Source organism: Streptomyces sp. C, from assembly GCF_000158895.1.
In the GTDB taxonomy this organism is placed as follows: Bacteria; Actinomycetota; Actinomycetes; order Streptomycetales; family Streptomycetaceae; genus Streptomyces; species Streptomyces racemochromogenes.
In genome coordinates this window covers 2,045,466-2,059,549 of sequence record NZ_GG657750.1, presented here as the reverse complement: position 1 = coordinate 2,059,549, position 14,084 = coordinate 2,045,466, and the positions used below count along the sequence as shown (strand labels likewise).

Sequence of the window (14,084 nt, the reverse complement as noted above, 5' to 3'; positions counted from 1 at the left end):
TCCTCCGGCCGCCCCCGCATCGACGACCGCTACCGCATGATCCTCGACCCCTCCGTCAGCGGAACCGTCTTCGTCCAGAACGGCGAACGCCACACCCACGGCGTCGGCACCCCCGACCTCGGCCTCGCCGCCTGGCGCAGCGCCGCCATCCTCAACACCCTCACCGGCAAGGAGCCCTACCCCCAGCCCCACCGCACCGCCTTCACCACCTTCGGCCTCGAACAGCGCGACCCAGCCCGCCCCCGCCGGGCCGTCAACCTCCGCCCCCTCGTCGACCACCCCTGAACGCACACGGCCGGGACCCGCCACAGCAGGACCCGGCCGCACGCACCACCGAGAAGGCCTAGAACACGGGCACGCCCGCGCGCGTCAGCCGCCAGTCCACCGAGGCGAACCCCGCCGGGTCCACGGTGCCCTTCGCCTTCACCCACTGGATGATCGTGTTGCGGATCTCGTCAGAGTTCGCCCACAGCTGCTTCGCCTTCGGCACGTGCGGGAACGCCCCACCGCCCGAAGCCCGGTAGTTGTTCACCGCGAACACGAACTGCGCCGCCGGATCCACCGGCTTCCCCGCGAACGACAGCCCCGTGATCCTCGAACCCACCGGCTGCGCGATGTCGATGTCGTACGTCAGCCCGTACACCGCGTCGTAGTTGTAGTCCGGGATGTTCTCCGCGTTCGTCAGCTTCGCCGGATCCACCGCCCCGCCCGGAGCCGTCTGCACGAAGTACCGCGCCGAGTACTCCAGGTAGTCCTTCAGCTGCGCACCCGTCAGCAGCCGCGCCTCCAGGGTGTTCTCGAACGGGTACAGCCCCGCCGCGTCCTTGATCGTCACCTGGCCGGCCGGTATCGCCGCCGTCCGCGAGAAGCAGGACGCCTGCGACAGCACCGGCAGCTTCCCCCACTCGGAACCGGCCAGCGCCGCCTTCACCGTCTCCGCCTGCACGTGGTTGATCAGGTCGATGATCGGCACGTCCTTCACCGGCCCCTCGGCCGACGCCATCGCCTGCGTGGACGTCCCGATCACCTGGTTGACGTACGCGACGACCTTGCGGTGCTCGTCCGACAGCAGCCCCGTGATCTTCGGGTCCTCGGCCGCCGTGTTCGAGTTCAGCACCTTCGCCGAGACCTTCGCCACCGACCAGCGGCCCCGCTCCCACGACAGCTCGAAGTCGAACAGCGTCAGCCGCTGCCCCCACTTCAGCGGCTCCGACAGCACCACGTCCTTGCCGGTCGCCTTGTTCTTCCACCCGGTACTCCGGGATCTCCGTGTGCGCGTGCCCCCACCAGGATCGCGTCGATCCCCGGCACCTGCTCCGCCACCAGACCCGCCGCGTTCTCGACGTACGGCAGCTGGTCACCGTACGAGGACGTACCGCTCGACCCCGAGTGCGCCGACACGATCACCACGTCCGCGCCCATCGACCGCAGCCTCGGCACGTACTTCGCCGCCTGCTCCTCCAGACCCGGGAACGTCATCTTCCCCTGCACGTTCGCCTTGTCCCAGATCGCGATGCCCGGGTTCGTCAGACCCAGCACCGCCACCTTCACGTCCCGCCCGTGCGGGGTCCGCAGCCGGTGCATGCTGTACGGCGCGAACGCCGGCCGCAGGGTCTTCGCGTCCAGCGCGTTCGCCCCCAGCAGCGGGAAGCGGCACTGCTCCTCGAACTTGCGCAGCACCGGAATGCCGTAGTTGAACTCGTGGTTCCCCAGCGCCGCCGCGTCATAGCCGATGGCGTTCATCGCCTGCGCCATCGGGTGCACCGGACCACGCCGCGCGGTGATCGGATCCACCTTCGCGTAGTAGTACGACAGCTGCGTCCCCTGGATCGTGTCACCCGCGTCGATCAGCAGCGTGTTGCAACGCCCCTTCTCCGCGCGGACCTGCTCCACCAGCGTCGAGATCTTCGCCAGACCGACGTCGTTGTGCGCCTTGTCGTCGAACTCCTTGTCCGTGAAGTAGTCCCAGTTGAAGACGTTCCCGTGCAGATCGGTCGTGCCCATCACGGTGAACGCGTAGGTCTTGGACCCCTTCGACGGCGCCGTCGCGGCGGCCGCCGGCGAGCTCGTGGCCCCCGCCACCGCCACAGCGGCACCCGTGGCGGCCGAAGCCCCCATGAACGTCCTACGGTCAAACGCCATGCCATCTCCCCTTGTGAGGCGTGTTACGAAGCGTGAACGACGCGCGTAGATTCTGACGCACCGGTAACAAGCCGCAACACCCCCCTCAGGTTTCGATCCGATGACCACACCCGAACGGGCGCCGGTGCGAGAGTGAAACCATGACCCAGGACGCCCCGAACGCCACCCACCAGCCCTACGGAACCCCCGAGGTCCCCCGCGTCGCCGTCCGCGGAGAAGCCCGCCTCGAAGTCGACCCCGAAATCGCCCGCATCGGCATCACCGTCAGCGCACGCGGCACCGACCGCCGCACCGCCCTCGACGACCTCACCCGCCGCAACACCACCGTCCTCGAACTCCTCAAGAGCTACGGCGAACCCGTCGAGAAGATCGAAACCGGCTCCTTCTCCATCACCCCCGAACCCACCCGACACGGCCGCGGCGAACGCGTCCGCGCCTACCACGGCCGCGTCCACATCACCGCCGAACTCAACGACTTCACCACCCTCGGCGAACTCACCACCCGCCTAGCCGACCTCGAACTCACCCAGGTCGACGGCCCCTGGTGGGCTCTGCGCCCCACCTCGCCCGCCCACGGCGAAGCCCGCCGCCAAGCCGTACTCGAAGCCGTCCAGCGCGCCCGCGAATACGCCCACGCCCTCGGCGCCGACCTCGCCGCCCTCGTCGAACTCGCCGACCTCGGAGCCGAGGACGCCACCCCCTACCCCCAGCCCGGCGGCGCCATGCGCACCATGGCCTTTGCCGCACCCGCCGACGACGCCGGCGCCCCGCCCCTCGACCTCGAACCCCAGCGCCAGACCGTCTCCGCCCAGGTCAATGCCCGCTTCACCATGACCCCGCCCAGGCTCTGAGCAGCCCCCTCGGGGGGTGCTCATCAGAGCACCCCCACGCACATTCAAAAAATGTCAACAAGCTTTCGCCCAAAGGTTGTTGGGGAGACGCCCCGACCACATTTCCTACCCCCCGGTAGGGCATACGCTCGCCCCATGCGCCGAGCGAAAATCGTATGTACCCTGGGCCCCGCCACCGACTCATACGACCAGATCAAAGCCCTGGTCGAAGCCGGCATGGACATCGCCCGCCTCAACCTCAGCCACGGCACCTACGCCGAACACGAGGAGCGCTACCAACGCGTACGAAAGGCCTCCGACGAGACCGGCCGCAGCGTCGGCGTCCTCGCCGACCTTCAAGGTCCGAAGATCCGCCTCGGCCGCTTCCGCGAAGGCCCCGTACTCCTTGAACGCGGCGACGAGTTCACCATCACCGCCGAAGACCACCAGGGCGACCGCCACACCTGCGGCACCACCTACAAGGGCCTCGCCGACGACGTCACCACCGGCGAACGCATCCTCGTCGACGACGGCCGCGTCACCCTCGAAGTCACCTCCGTCGACGGCCCCCGCGTCCACACCCGCGTCATCGAAGGCGGCATGGTCTCCGACCACAAGGGCCTCAACCTCCCCGGAGTCGCCGTCTCCGTCCCCGCCCTCTCCGACAAGGACATCGAAGACCTCCGCTGGGCCCTGCGCACCGGCGCCGACATCATCGCCCTCTCCTTCGTCCGCACCGGCCGCGACATCGAAGACGTCCACCGCATCATGGACGAGGAAGGCCGCCGCCTCCCCGTCATCGCGAAGATCGAAAAGCCCCAGGCCGTCGAGAACATCGACGACATCGTCGCCGCCTTCGACGGCATCATGGTCGCCCGCGGCGACCTCGGCGTCGAAATGCCCCTGGAGCAGGTGCCCATCGTCCAGAAGCGCGCCATCAAACTCGCCAAGCGCAACGCCAAACCGGTCATCGTCGCCACCCAGATGCTCGACTCGATGATCGACAACAGCCGCCCCACCCGCGCAGAGGCCTCCGACGTCGCCAACGCCGTCATCGACGGCACCGACGCCGTCATGCTCTCCGGCGAAACCAGCGTCGGCAAACACCCCATCGACACCGTCCGCACCATGGCACGCATCGTCGAAGCCGCCGAAGAGGACATCCTCGCCAAGGGACTCCCGCCCCTCACCGACCGCAACAAACCCCGCACCCAGGGCGGAGCCGTCGCCCGCGCCGCCGCCGAAATGGGCGACTTCCTCGGCGCCAAGTTCCTCGTCGCCTTCACCCAGAGCGGCGACACCGTCCGCCGCCTCTCCCGCTACCGCAGCCCCATCCCGCTCCTCGCCTTCACCCCCGACCCGGCCACCCGCTCCCAGCTCAACCTCACCTGGGGCGTCGAAACCTTCCTCGGCCCCCACGTCGACTCCACCGACGCCATGGTCGCCCAGGTCGAAGAAGAACTCCTGCGCATCGGACGCTGCGTCCCCGGCGACGTCGTCGTCATCACCGCCGGCTCACCCCCCGGCGTCACCGGCAAGACCAACCTCGTCCGCATCCACCACATCGGCGACCCCGTCCGCTGACACCACGACGCCGCCGGCCGCCCCTCACCAGGGACGGCCGGCGGCGCCGTTCGCGGGCGTCACCAACCGAACCGACGGTCCACCTCGGCCTCGAACTCCTCGAACGACAGCACCTGATCACCGTTCTTGTCCGCGGCATCGAACAACGCCGACGACGCGTCCGCGTCCCCCAGCCCCCAGAACGGCAGATCCCCCCGAGCGGCCAGCGTCGGCCCCTGGTCACGCAGGGCCGAGATCACCTCGGCCCGGGTCAGCTCACCGTCATGGTTCAGATCCAGCGCATCGAACAGCTTCCGAGCCTTCTCGCTCACCGAAACGTCCCTCCACCACGAACACCGTTGACCCCCTCAACCTAGGGCACCAACCCCGGCACCACCTCCCACCCGTTCACCACCCACACCAACCTCCAGTACCGCTCCACCCGCGGATCCACCGGCCCCACCACCCCCGGCGCCCGCCGGAACTCCTCCCGGAACCCGGCGTCCCCCACCAGCCCCGCCAACTCCACCCACGCCGCCACCTGCTCGGTGGACGGATCCTCCGGCAACTCCGGCGCCGAAGCCCGCACCATCGCCGCCACCGACTCCTCGGCCCCCTCCGCCAGCAGCTCCACCAACCGCCGCCGCTCCTCGCCCGCCCACCGCGTCACGTCATGCATCAACCGAACCTCCTCCGGACCCGACCCGCGCTCGGCCACCAACCGCAACACCGCCCGACGCAACCGCAGCGCCCGGATCTGCGCCTCCACCGCATCGGCGTGCACGGCGGCCACCTCGGCCACCGACAGCTCCCGATCCAGCACCCGCCGCACACTGGGCAGATCCACCCCCAGCTCCCGCAGCGTCCGCACCAGCTCCAGCCGCACCAGCGCGCCGTCGTCGTACAACCGGTACCCGGCACGACTACGACAGGCCGGCGCGACGACCCCCTCGTCGGAGTAGAAGCGGATGGTCCGCACCGCCAACCCGGTCCTCCGGGCCAGCTCCCCGATCGAATACAACTCCGTGACGCCGTCCATGCCCCTTACCCTGCGGTCTCCACCCACTGGAGGGTCAAGCCCGGGCTCTCAGTACTTCGGCCCGACGTGGGCGTCCATGAGGGCCACGGATTCCTTGCGGGCGATGGAGACGTTGTGCTTGTTCGCCTGCTTCCACCGGACGCCGACCCGGTCCAAGGTGTGGGTCAGGAGCCCGGAGATGTCCTCGGACTTGTTGGTGAAGAAGTAGCGGGGGTACTCGTACCGCTTGCCGTTCCGGACGGTCCAGTTCATGGTCCGGCACCCGTCGGAGTGGATGAGGCCCCGGATGAACTCCCACGGGTGGGCGTCGACGATCTCCAGCTGCCAGGGTTCGAGGGCGATGCGCCGCTCGTGCTTCCTGCCGGGCGCGTGCTGTGGGAACAGGCACGTCCAGTGCCGTCCGTAACTGGTGACGTTCACGCAGCCTTGGCGCTGCAGCACGTAGACCTTGTCCGTCGGCCGCACGGCCAGGATCGCGGCGCGGCAGAGTTCGATGAGACCGGGCCATGCGTCCGCACATGCGATGCGGAGGTGGTGCCCACCGCGCGGGTGCGAGCTGATGCACCCGTCACCCAGGTAAAGGCCGAGGAGATAGGCGTAAGCGGCCGGGTCGGACGGACCGGAACAGGGCGCCGACTGGTTCATGCGGGGGAGCGGGTCGATACGGCTCTGCCAGGCGCGGATGGCGGCCCGGGATATTCCGGTTTCCTTGCTGACCGAGTTGATGCTTCTTCCCTCGCCGAGGAGGGCCAGCGCATGTCGGCGAGTCGCCAGATCGTACATATGGGCGACGTTGGGGAAAACTTCCCGCCCGTGTGTGCGTATTCCGCCGGATTCCCCCGAAGGGGGGAAAGTATGCGACCTTCCCGTGACCTTGGAATTAAAGGAAAGGTGCCCCAGGTGGGATTCGAACCCACACTGTCCGCTGTTTGAGAGCGGCCTCTCTGACCAGTTGGAGTACTGGGGCCTACGAAACGAAGGAACCGAGGTTCCCTGCGTGGCACCACCTTACAGGAGCTAGGTAGGCTCGGGGGAGCTGAATCACCTTGCAACAAGGAGCCTCCGTGACCGCCGAGCACGAGTCGACGCCCACGCCCGACGCCGACCAGTCGCACGTTCCGCCGCTGACGACCCGCGTCGTCATCGCCGAGGACGAGGCGCTCATCCGTCTCGACCTGAAAGAGATGCTCGAAGAGGAGGGCTACTCCGTCGTCGGCGAGGCCGGTGACGGGCAGACGGCCGTCGAGCTCGCGCGCGAGCACCGCCCCGACCTGGTGATCCTCGACGTGAAGATGCCCGTGCTCGACGGGATCTCCGCCGCCGAGAAGATCGCGGGGGAGTCCATCGCCCCCGTGCTCATGCTCACCGCGTTCTCGCAGCGCGACCTCGTCGAGCGGGCCCGGGACGCCGGGGCCATGGCGTACCTGGTCAAGCCGTTCAGCAAGAGCGACGTCGTCCCGGCCATCGAGATGGCCGTCTCCCGGTTCGCCGAGCTGAAGGCGCTGGAGAAGGAGGTCGCGGACCTCTCCGCGCGCCTGGAGACCCGCAAGCTCGTCGACCGGGCCAAGAGCATCCTGCAGACCGAGTACAAGCTGTCCGAGCCGGCCGCGTTCCGGTGGATCCAGAAGACCTCCATGGACCGCCGCATGTCCATGCAGCAGGTCGCCGAGGCGGTCATCGAGGACGCCGAGGAGAAGAAGCAGAACGCCGGCAAGTAGGCGGCGAGAGGAACGCGTGAGGCCCGTCTCCCCCCGAGGGGAGACGGGCCTCACGGCTTTGCGGGGCCGGCGCGGACTAGTCCTCGCCGAGGTAGGCCTTGCGGACGTCCTCGTTGACGAGGAGCTCGCGGCCCGGGCCCGACAGGACGATCTTGCCGATCTCCATGACGTGGCCCTGGTCGGCCAGCGACAGCGCGGCCTGGGCGTTCTGCTCGACCAGCAGGATCGTGGTGCCCGCCGCCTTGAGCTCGGAGATGGTCGCCATGATCTTCTGCATCATCAGCGGCGACAGGCCCATCGAGGGCTCGTCCAGCATCAGCAGCTTCGGCTGGGACATGAGCGCGCGGCCCATGGCCAGCATCTGCTGCTCGCCGCCGGAGAGGGTGCCGGCGGCCTGCTTGCGGCGCTCTCCCAGGATCGGGAAGAGGTCGTAGGCGCGCTGGACGTCCTTCTGGATGCCTTCCTTGTCGTTGCGGAGGAAGGCGCCGAGGAGGAGGTTGTCCTCGATCGTCATGCGCGGGAAGATGTGCCGCCCCTCGGGGGAGTGGGCGAGTCCGAGCGAGACGATGTCGTGCGCGGGGACCTTCTTCAGCGACTTGCCCTGGAACTTGATCTGGCCGCCCTTGGGCTTGATCAGGCCGGACAGGGTGCGCAGGGTGGTGGTCTTGCCGGCGCCGTTGGTGCCGATGAGGGTGACGATCTCGCCCTCGTTGACGCTGAAGGAGATGCCCTTGACGGCTTCGATCTTGCCGTAGGCGACGCGGAGGTCCTCGACCTCCAGGAGTGCGGTCACTTGGCCTCTCCGTCCGTGCTGGTGGTGCTGTCCGTCGCCTCGGCTCCGGCGGCGGCCTCGTCGGCCTCCGCGGCCTCGACGGCGGCTTCGGCCTCGGCCACGACCTCGGCTTCGGCGGCTTCCTCGGCGGCCTCCACTTCGGCGACCTCCTCGGCGCCGGGGGCGCCTTCGAAGGGCTCGCCGAGGTAGGCGGCGACGACGCGCTCGTCGCCCTGGACCTCGCCCGCGGTGCCCTCGATGAGCTTCTCGCCCTGGACGAGGCAGGCGACGCGGTCGCAGAGGTTGAAGATGAAGCGCATGTCGTGCTCGATGACGAGTACGGCGATGCCCTTGTCCCGGATGGCGAAGATGAGCTCTTCGGCGGCCCGGGTCTCCTGGGGGTTCATGCCGGCGGTGGGCTCGTCCAGGAGGATGAGGCCCGGGTCGCTGGCGAGGGCGCGGGCGATCTCCAGCTTGCGCTGCTCGCCGTAGGGGAGGTTGCGGGCGAGGTGCTCGGCCTTGTGGTCGAGGCCGATGAACTCCAGGAGTTCCATGGCGCGCTCGCGGCTGGCCTGCTCCTCCCGGCCGAAGCTGGGCAGGCGCAGGAGGGCGGACCAGAGGCCCTCCTTGGTGCGGGTGTGGCGTCCGACGAGGACGTTTTCCAGGACCGTCATGTTGTTGAAGAGACGGATGTTCTGGAAGGTGCGGGCGATGCCGGCCGCGGTGACCTTGAAGGACTTGGGGGGCAGGACCGTGCCCTTGTACCGGACTTCGCCCTCGGTGGGGATGTAGAGGCCGGTGAGGCAGTTGAAGAAGGTGGTCTTGCCGGCGCCGTTGGGGCCGATGAGGCCGACGATCTCGCCGCTGCGGACGGTGAGGTCGACGTTCTTGACGGCGGTGAGGCCGCCGAAGCGCATCGTGACACCGCGGGCGTCGAGGACGGTCTCGGCGGTCGCCGTTTCGGTCGTGGTGGTGGTCATGGATCAGGCCCCTGCCTTGCCGAGGACTGTGGGCGCTTCGAGGTCCTTGTGGAGTTCGAGCTGGTTGCGCCGGTTGGGGATGAGGCCTTCGGGACGCAGGCGCATCAGGATGACGAGCGCGATGCCGAAGACGAGGAGCTGGTAGTCGCCGAGGAACTGGAGCTTGTTGGGGATCAGGAAGAGCAGCGATCCGCCGACGAGCGGTCCGGAGATGGTTCCCATGCCGCCGAGGACGACCGCGGCGAGCAGGAACGCGGAGTTCGGGGGGAGGGAGTTGGCGAACTGGTACTGGTCGGGGGTGACGGTGTACTGGACGTGGGCCTGTACGGCGCCGGCGAGGCCGGCGAGGGTGGCGCCGAGGGCGAAGGCGATGAGCTTGACGCGGAAGCCGTTGATGCCCATGGCTTCGGCGGCGGTCTCGTCCTCGCGGATGGCGACCCAGGCGCGGCCGATGCGGGATTCGGCGCTGCGGCGGAAGACCATGACCACGATGAGGGTGACCAGGAGCAGCAGCAGGAAGTAGTTGGCGAAGCGGCCGATGGTGAAGCCGGCGATGGTGTGGCTGGCGCCGAAGTCGAACCCGAAGAGGTTGACGTTGGGGATGTTGGAGATGCCCTTGGAGCCGTTGGTGACGTTGGGGCCGGAGACGCCGTCGAAGTTGTTCATGGTGATGCGGAAGATCTCACCGAAGCCGAGCGTCACGATGGCGAGGTAGTCACCGCGCAGGCGCAGGGTGGGTGCGCCGATGAGGACGCCGAAGACCATGGACGCGATGGCGCCGATGAGGATGGCGGCCCAGAAGGGGAGGTGGACTCCGAAGGGGGAGTTCGGGGCGCCGGAGACGAGGGCCGCGGTGTAGGCGCCGACGCCGAGGAAGGCGACGTAGCCGAGGTCGAGGAGGCCGGTGAGGCCGACGACGATGTTCAGGCCGAGGGCGACGGTGGCGAAGATGAGGATGTTGACGCCGACCGTCGCGTACTGGTCGTCGGTCTGGGTGAGGGGGAAGGCCATGGCCGCGACGAAGGCGCCGACGAGGGCGACGTTGCGGTGCTTGGTGGTGAGGGCGGTGAAGCGGGCGACGAGGCCGCTCTTGTTGAGGGCGCCGAAGCCGAAGCCCGCGGTGATCAGGAAGCCGACGAAGAGTTCCTGGTAGGGGGTGGTGATGCCGTAGGTGAAGACGCCGAGGGCCACGGCGAGTACGGCGGTGATGACCAGGATCTCGGCCCAGCCGGGGAGGGCGCGGGCGGCATCGGGGGTGCGGGCGGCGAGGCTGGCCTTGACCGTGGTCCAGACGTTGCCTGCGTTGTGCTTGAAGGTGTCCCAGCCGTTGTCGTCGGGGTCGGCCGCTTCGAGCACGGGGCGCTTGAAGGGGAGGGCGAGGGCGCCGACGACGGTGGCGAGGGTGGTGAGGGCGACGATGTAGCCGCCGGGCTCCAGGTTCACGACGCCGCCGAGCTGGACGGTGATCGTGATGACCGTGTACCAGGCGGTGGCGAGGGCGGCGAGGGCGGAGAGCTTGATCGCCGCGTCGGCGCCGCCGGGGATGAGCCAGCCGAGGCCCTTGACCCCGTAGGAGGCGAGGCCGAAGAGGGTGGTGAGGGCGCCGCCGACGAGGACGAGCCACTGGAGGCCGCCGGGGTAGCCGTAGACGGTGAGGTTCCCGGGGAACGCGGCGGTCCAGGTCCAGGACAGGAAGCAGGAGATGACGGTGAGGAGGCCGCCCGCGGTGGCGAGGAGGCGGGCCGTCTTCTCCGGGATCGCGATGAAGCCGGTGTCGGCGGCGGTGGTCTGTGCGGTGTCCGCGGTGATGGTCGTCATGGTTCTCACGCCCTGTCCGCCACGCGCTCACCCATCAGGCCCTGGGGCCGGAAGAGGAGCACGAGGATGAGGAGTACGAACGCCCAGGTGTTGCCCCAGGACTGGCCGCCGAGCTGGCTCATGCCGGGGACGTCGGCGATGTAGGCGGTGGTCAGGGTCTCGGCGAGGCCGAGGACCAGGCCGCCGACCATGGCGCCGTAGATGTTCCCGATGCCGCCGAGGACTGCGGCGGTGAAGGCCTTGAGGCCGAGGATGAAGCCCATGCGGTACTGGACCTCGCCGTACTTGAGGCCGTAGGCGACGGCTCCGACGGCGGCGAAGGCGGCGCCGAGGGCGAACGCGATCGTGATGATGCGGTCGGTGTTGATGCCCATGAGCTTCGCGGTGTCCGGGTCCTGGGCGGTTGCCTGCATGCCGCGGCCGGTGCGGGTCTTCTTGACGAAGAAGCCGAGGAAGGCCATGGAGATGGGGGCGGCGAGGACGAGGAAGATGTCACCGGTCTGGATGGTGATGCTGCCGAGGTGGAAGGGGCCGCCGGGGATCTCGGGGAACTTCACGGAGGACTTCGCGTCGGGGTACCAGGCCCATACCGCCTGCTGGAGGACGATGGAGAGGCCGATGGCGGTGATGAGCGGTGCGAGGCGTGGTGCGCTGCGCAGGGGCCGGTAGGCGAAGCGTTCGGCGCCTACGGCGATGAGGGTGGCGACGATGACCGCGCCTATGAGCATGAGCGGCAGCGCGAGCCACATGGTGGTGCCGGTGGGGAGCATCAGCCAGACCGTGAGGGCTCCGAAGCCACCGGTCATGAAGATCTCGCCATGCGCGAAGTTGATGAGCTGGACGATGCCATAGACCATCGTGTAGCCGATGGCGACGAGCCCGTACATGGATCCCAGTAGCAGGCCGTTGACCAGCTGTTGCGGCAGTTCGTGCACCGCAGGTCCTCCGAGTCTTTCGACGGATGTGACACCGCGCGGGGCGCTTGGTTCGCGCCCCGCGCGGCAAGTGAGGGGTAGTGCAGGGGACTTGCGGAGGGTCAGCCGGCGAGGGTGCCGGACTCGACGGACTTGAAGTCGTCGCCGTCGACCTTGTAGACGGTCAGCTGCTTGTTGGTGGCGTCGCCGAACTCGTCGAAGGCGACCTTGCCGGTCACGCCCTCGAAGGAGACGCCCTGGACGGCCTCGAGGACCTTGGCGCGGGCGTCGGACGGGAGCTTGCCGTTGTTGGCCTCGACGACCTTCTTGACGCCCTCGATGATGGCCCAGGCGGAGTCGTACGAGTAGCCGCCGTAGGCGGAGTAGTCGTCCTTGTAGCCGGCCTTCTTGTAGTTGTCGATGAACTCCTTGGCGGAGGGCAGGGTCTCGACGGGGGCACCGACGGAGGTGCACAGGTCGCCCTGGCCGCCGGGGCCGGCGAGCTCGACGTACTTCTTGTCCTTGATGCCGTCGCCGCCGACGAGCGGGATGTTGGTGCCCGCGGCCTTGATCTGCTTGCTGAGCGGGCCGGCCGCCGGGTACTCGCCGCCGTAGTAGACGACGTCGGCGCCCGAGGACTTCACCTGGGTGACGACGGCGGAGAAGTCCTTGGACTCGGGGTCGATGTGGCCCTCGCCGGCGATCTGGCCGCCGAGCTTGGTGAACTCGCCCTTGAAGGTTCCGGCGAGGCCGGCGCCGTAGGTCTTCTTGTCGTCAATGATGAAGACCTTCTTCTTGCCCGCCTTGTTGAAGAGGTACTGCGCGGCGAAGGGGCCCTGGATGGCGTCCGTGGTCGCGGTGCGGAAGTAGCTCTTGTAGGTGCGCGCCTTCTGGCCCTCGGCCCACTTGGGGCCCTGGGTCAGGGAGGGGCTGGTGTTGGCGGGGGAGATCTGGGTCAGCTTGGCGTCGTCGAAGACCTTCTGCATCGACTCGGAGACCGAGGAGTTGAGCGGGCCGACGACGCCGAGGACGTCCTTGTTGGCGACGAGCTTGGTGGCGTTCTGCTGGCCGGAGGTGGCCTGGGCCTGGTCGTCGAGGGCCTCGAACTTGAAGGTGACGCCCTTGACGTACTTCTTCTCGTTGGCCTGCTTGACGGCGAGCTCGGCGGAGTTCTTGATGCCGAGGCCGAGGGCGGAGAGGTCGCCGGTCAGCGGGGCGTCGACGGCGATGACGACCGTGGTGCCGCCAGCGTCGGCGGCTCCGCCCTTGTCGTCGCGGGATCCGCAGGCGGTGAGAGTGAGAGCGCCCGCGGCGAGGGCGGCGGTCACGGCGATGAGCTGACGAGAACGCACGATCAGTCCTTTCCTGGCGCCGCGTCCCCCGTGGGACGCGTCGAGTCGAACGCGGGGAACCGAACTGAAGAAAATCCGGCGGTCGCGGTAACTGGCCGTGACTCTAGGCGGCTCATCGGCGGTTATGGAGGGCTGAGGCCAATGATGTGACTCTCTTGTTATGCCACGGCGTAATACATAGCGGTTCACGGCGGGTGGAACGGGGGAATTCAGGCCGGTTCGTCTTGTCCGCATGGTGAGACGCAGCAGGACCATTGGGTGGTTTGAGTCCTGACAGGCCAGGACTCTGGGGGTTTTTGCTCATGACGGCCCCGTGGGGGCCGCGTCTCGGGCTTCGGGACAGGCCCTGGTCAGCGCGACGGAAAGATCCCTGGCATATCGGTCACCGGGGATGTAACTGTGATCCTCTTTCTGGAATCCATTACTCAGGGTCACTTCCAGGAATGGCAGCCCGGAATTCCGTGCTACATGCACGCAGTCTTTTGCCTGAATGAGAACGAGGAGCTCACGAACTTCTCCCGCCCCGACCGTGGCCGGGAGGGATGGCCGGATCGTCACGCCGAGTGCCTGCGAGGGCTGGCCGATCCGCTCCACCGTGACGGCGGGCCCGACCGCCGTCCGCACACGCACAGTGAAGGCGAAGGCGGCACCGTCGGGCGCCGGCTCCACCGGATTCCCGTACGTGAGGGACAGCGCCTGGGAGGGGGCGGGCGGGGCCTCGGGCCGGGGCGGCTCGGGCCGTGTGGCGTAGATGCGGGCGGCGGCCGCGGCCAGTACGGCGGCCGAGGCGACGGTCAGGACGGCTCGGCGGTGGCGGGCGTAGCGGGAGCGGATCCAGTCCGCGCCGGGCGTACGGGGACCCCTGCGCGGCCCCTGCCCGTCCTCGGTGCCCTCCCCGGGCTCCACCGGGCCGATGCCGGCGCTCACCCCCAGGGCCCGCCGGTCGGGGTGCCCGA

12 protein-coding genes, 1 tRNA gene and 2 pseudogenes are annotated in these 14,084 nt (G+C 68.6%); 4 read left to right on the top strand and 11 right to left on the bottom strand.

Annotation, left to right across the window (positions count from 1 at the left end):
- Positions 1-285 (top strand): annotated as a pseudogene (locus tag SSNG_RS09080) (lysine 6-monooxygenase); the annotation flags it as partial.
- Positions 286-343: 58 nt separating this feature from the next.
- Here SSNG_RS09080 and SSNG_RS09075 read toward each other — a convergent pair.
- A pseudogene (locus SSNG_RS09075) lies at positions 344-2,142 on the bottom strand (5'-nucleotidase C-terminal domain-containing protein).
- A gap of 140 nt (positions 2,143-2,282) precedes the next feature.
- Between SSNG_RS09075 and SSNG_RS09070 the strand changes: the two are divergent.
- Together SSNG_RS09070 and pyk are read left to right on the top strand one after the other, a co-directional pair.
- Positions 2,283-2,993 (top strand): SIMPL domain-containing protein, encoded by a 711-nt coding sequence (locus SSNG_RS09070; RefSeq protein WP_007263518.1) that lies wholly within the window; start codon positions 2,283-2,285, stop codon positions 2,991-2,993.
- A gap of 135 nt (positions 2,994-3,128) precedes the next feature.
- Positions 3,129-4,556, top strand: a complete 1,428-nt coding sequence (gene pyk, locus SSNG_RS09065; RefSeq protein WP_007263517.1) for a pyruvate kinase — start codon at positions 3,129-3,131, stop codon at positions 4,554-4,556.
- Positions 4,557-4,615: 59 nt separating this feature from the next.
- Here pyk and SSNG_RS09060 read toward each other — a convergent pair whose 3' ends face one another.
- From SSNG_RS09060 to SSNG_RS09045, 4 genes are all read right to left on the bottom strand, one after another.
- Positions 4,616-4,867: an EF-hand domain-containing protein gene (locus SSNG_RS09060; RefSeq protein ID WP_007263516.1), complete on the bottom strand. Its 252-nt coding sequence runs from the start codon at positions 4,865-4,867 to the stop codon at positions 4,616-4,618.
- Between the two features lie 41 nt (positions 4,868-4,908).
- Positions 4,909-5,574 carry a MerR family transcriptional regulator gene (locus tag SSNG_RS09055; protein ID WP_042800777.1) on the bottom strand — a complete coding sequence of 222 codons (666 nt, stop codon included), beginning with the start codon at positions 5,572-5,574 and terminating at the stop codon, positions 4,909-4,911.
- Positions 5,575-5,622: 48 nt separating this feature from the next.
- On the bottom strand, positions 5,623-6,357 hold the full coding sequence (locus SSNG_RS09050; protein WP_007263514.1) for a hypothetical protein: 735 nt from the start codon (positions 6,355-6,357) through the stop codon (positions 5,623-5,625).
- Positions 6,358-6,466: 109 nt separating this feature from the next.
- Positions 6,467-6,541: transfer RNA gene (locus SSNG_RS09045), tRNA-Leu, on the bottom strand.
- Between the two features lie 97 nt (positions 6,542-6,638).
- Between SSNG_RS09045 and SSNG_RS09040 the strand changes: the two genes are divergently transcribed.
- Positions 6,639-7,292 (top strand): response regulator, encoded by a 654-nt coding sequence (locus SSNG_RS09040; RefSeq protein WP_007263513.1) that lies wholly within the window; start codon positions 6,639-6,641, stop codon positions 7,290-7,292.
- A 76-nt stretch (positions 7,293-7,368) separates the two neighbouring features.
- Here SSNG_RS09040 and SSNG_RS09035 read toward each other — a convergent pair whose 3' ends face one another.
- From SSNG_RS09035 to SSNG_RS09010, 6 genes are all read right to left on the bottom strand, one after another.
- Positions 7,369-8,085 (bottom strand): ABC transporter ATP-binding protein, encoded by a 717-nt coding sequence (locus SSNG_RS09035; RefSeq protein ID WP_007263512.1) that lies wholly within the window; start codon positions 8,083-8,085, stop codon positions 7,369-7,371.
- Positions 8,082-9,044, bottom strand: a complete 963-nt coding sequence (locus SSNG_RS09030) for an ABC transporter ATP-binding protein (RefSeq protein ID WP_007263511.1) — start codon at positions 9,042-9,044, stop codon at positions 8,082-8,084. The genes SSNG_RS09035 and SSNG_RS09030 overlap by 4 nt, the downstream gene beginning before the upstream one ends.
- 3 nt (positions 9,045-9,047) lie before the next feature.
- Complete coding sequence (locus SSNG_RS09025; protein ID WP_063749878.1) at positions 9,048-10,862, bottom strand: branched-chain amino acid ABC transporter permease; 1,815 nt, start codon at positions 10,860-10,862, stop codon at positions 9,048-9,050.
- A 5-nt stretch (positions 10,863-10,867) separates the two neighbouring features.
- Complete coding sequence (locus tag SSNG_RS09020) at positions 10,868-11,797, bottom strand: branched-chain amino acid ABC transporter permease (protein ID WP_007263509.1); 930 nt, start codon at positions 11,795-11,797, stop codon at positions 10,868-10,870.
- Positions 11,798-11,898: 101 nt separating this feature from the next.
- The gene (locus tag SSNG_RS09015) at positions 11,899-13,128 is read right to left on the bottom strand and encodes a branched-chain amino acid ABC transporter substrate-binding protein (protein ID WP_007263508.1); all 1,230 of its coding nucleotides are present in this window, start codon (positions 13,126-13,128) and stop codon (positions 11,899-11,901) included.
- A 300-nt stretch (positions 13,129-13,428) separates the two neighbouring features.
- Positions 13,429-14,084: Tat pathway signal sequence domain protein (locus tag SSNG_RS09010; RefSeq protein WP_206731283.1), on the bottom strand; the 656-nt coding region annotated here is incomplete at its 5' end.

What these genes read in the sequence shown, in the direction of transcription:
- SSNG_RS09070 (WP_007263518.1), top strand. Translation starts at nt 2,283, where the DNA reads ATGACCCAGGACGCCCCGAACGCCACCCACCAGCCCTACGGAACCCCC.
- pyk (WP_007263517.1), top strand. Translation starts at nt 3,129, where the DNA reads ATGCGCCGAGCGAAAATCGTATGTACCCTGGGCCCCGCCACCGACTCA.
- SSNG_RS09055 (WP_042800777.1), bottom strand. Translation starts at nt 5,574, where the DNA reads ATGGACGGCGTCACGGAGTTGTATTCGATCGGGGAGCTGGCCCGGAGG.
- SSNG_RS09050 (WP_007263514.1), bottom strand. Translation starts at nt 6,357, where the DNA reads ATGTACGATCTGGCGACTCGCCGACATGCGCTGGCCCTCCTCGGCGAG.
- SSNG_RS09030 (WP_007263511.1), bottom strand. Translation starts at nt 9,044, where the DNA reads ATGACCACCACCACGACCGAAACGGCGACCGCCGAGACCGTCCTCGAC.
- SSNG_RS09025 (WP_063749878.1), bottom strand. Translation starts at nt 10,862, where the DNA reads ATGACGACCATCACCGCGGACACCGCACAGACCACCGCCGCCGACACC.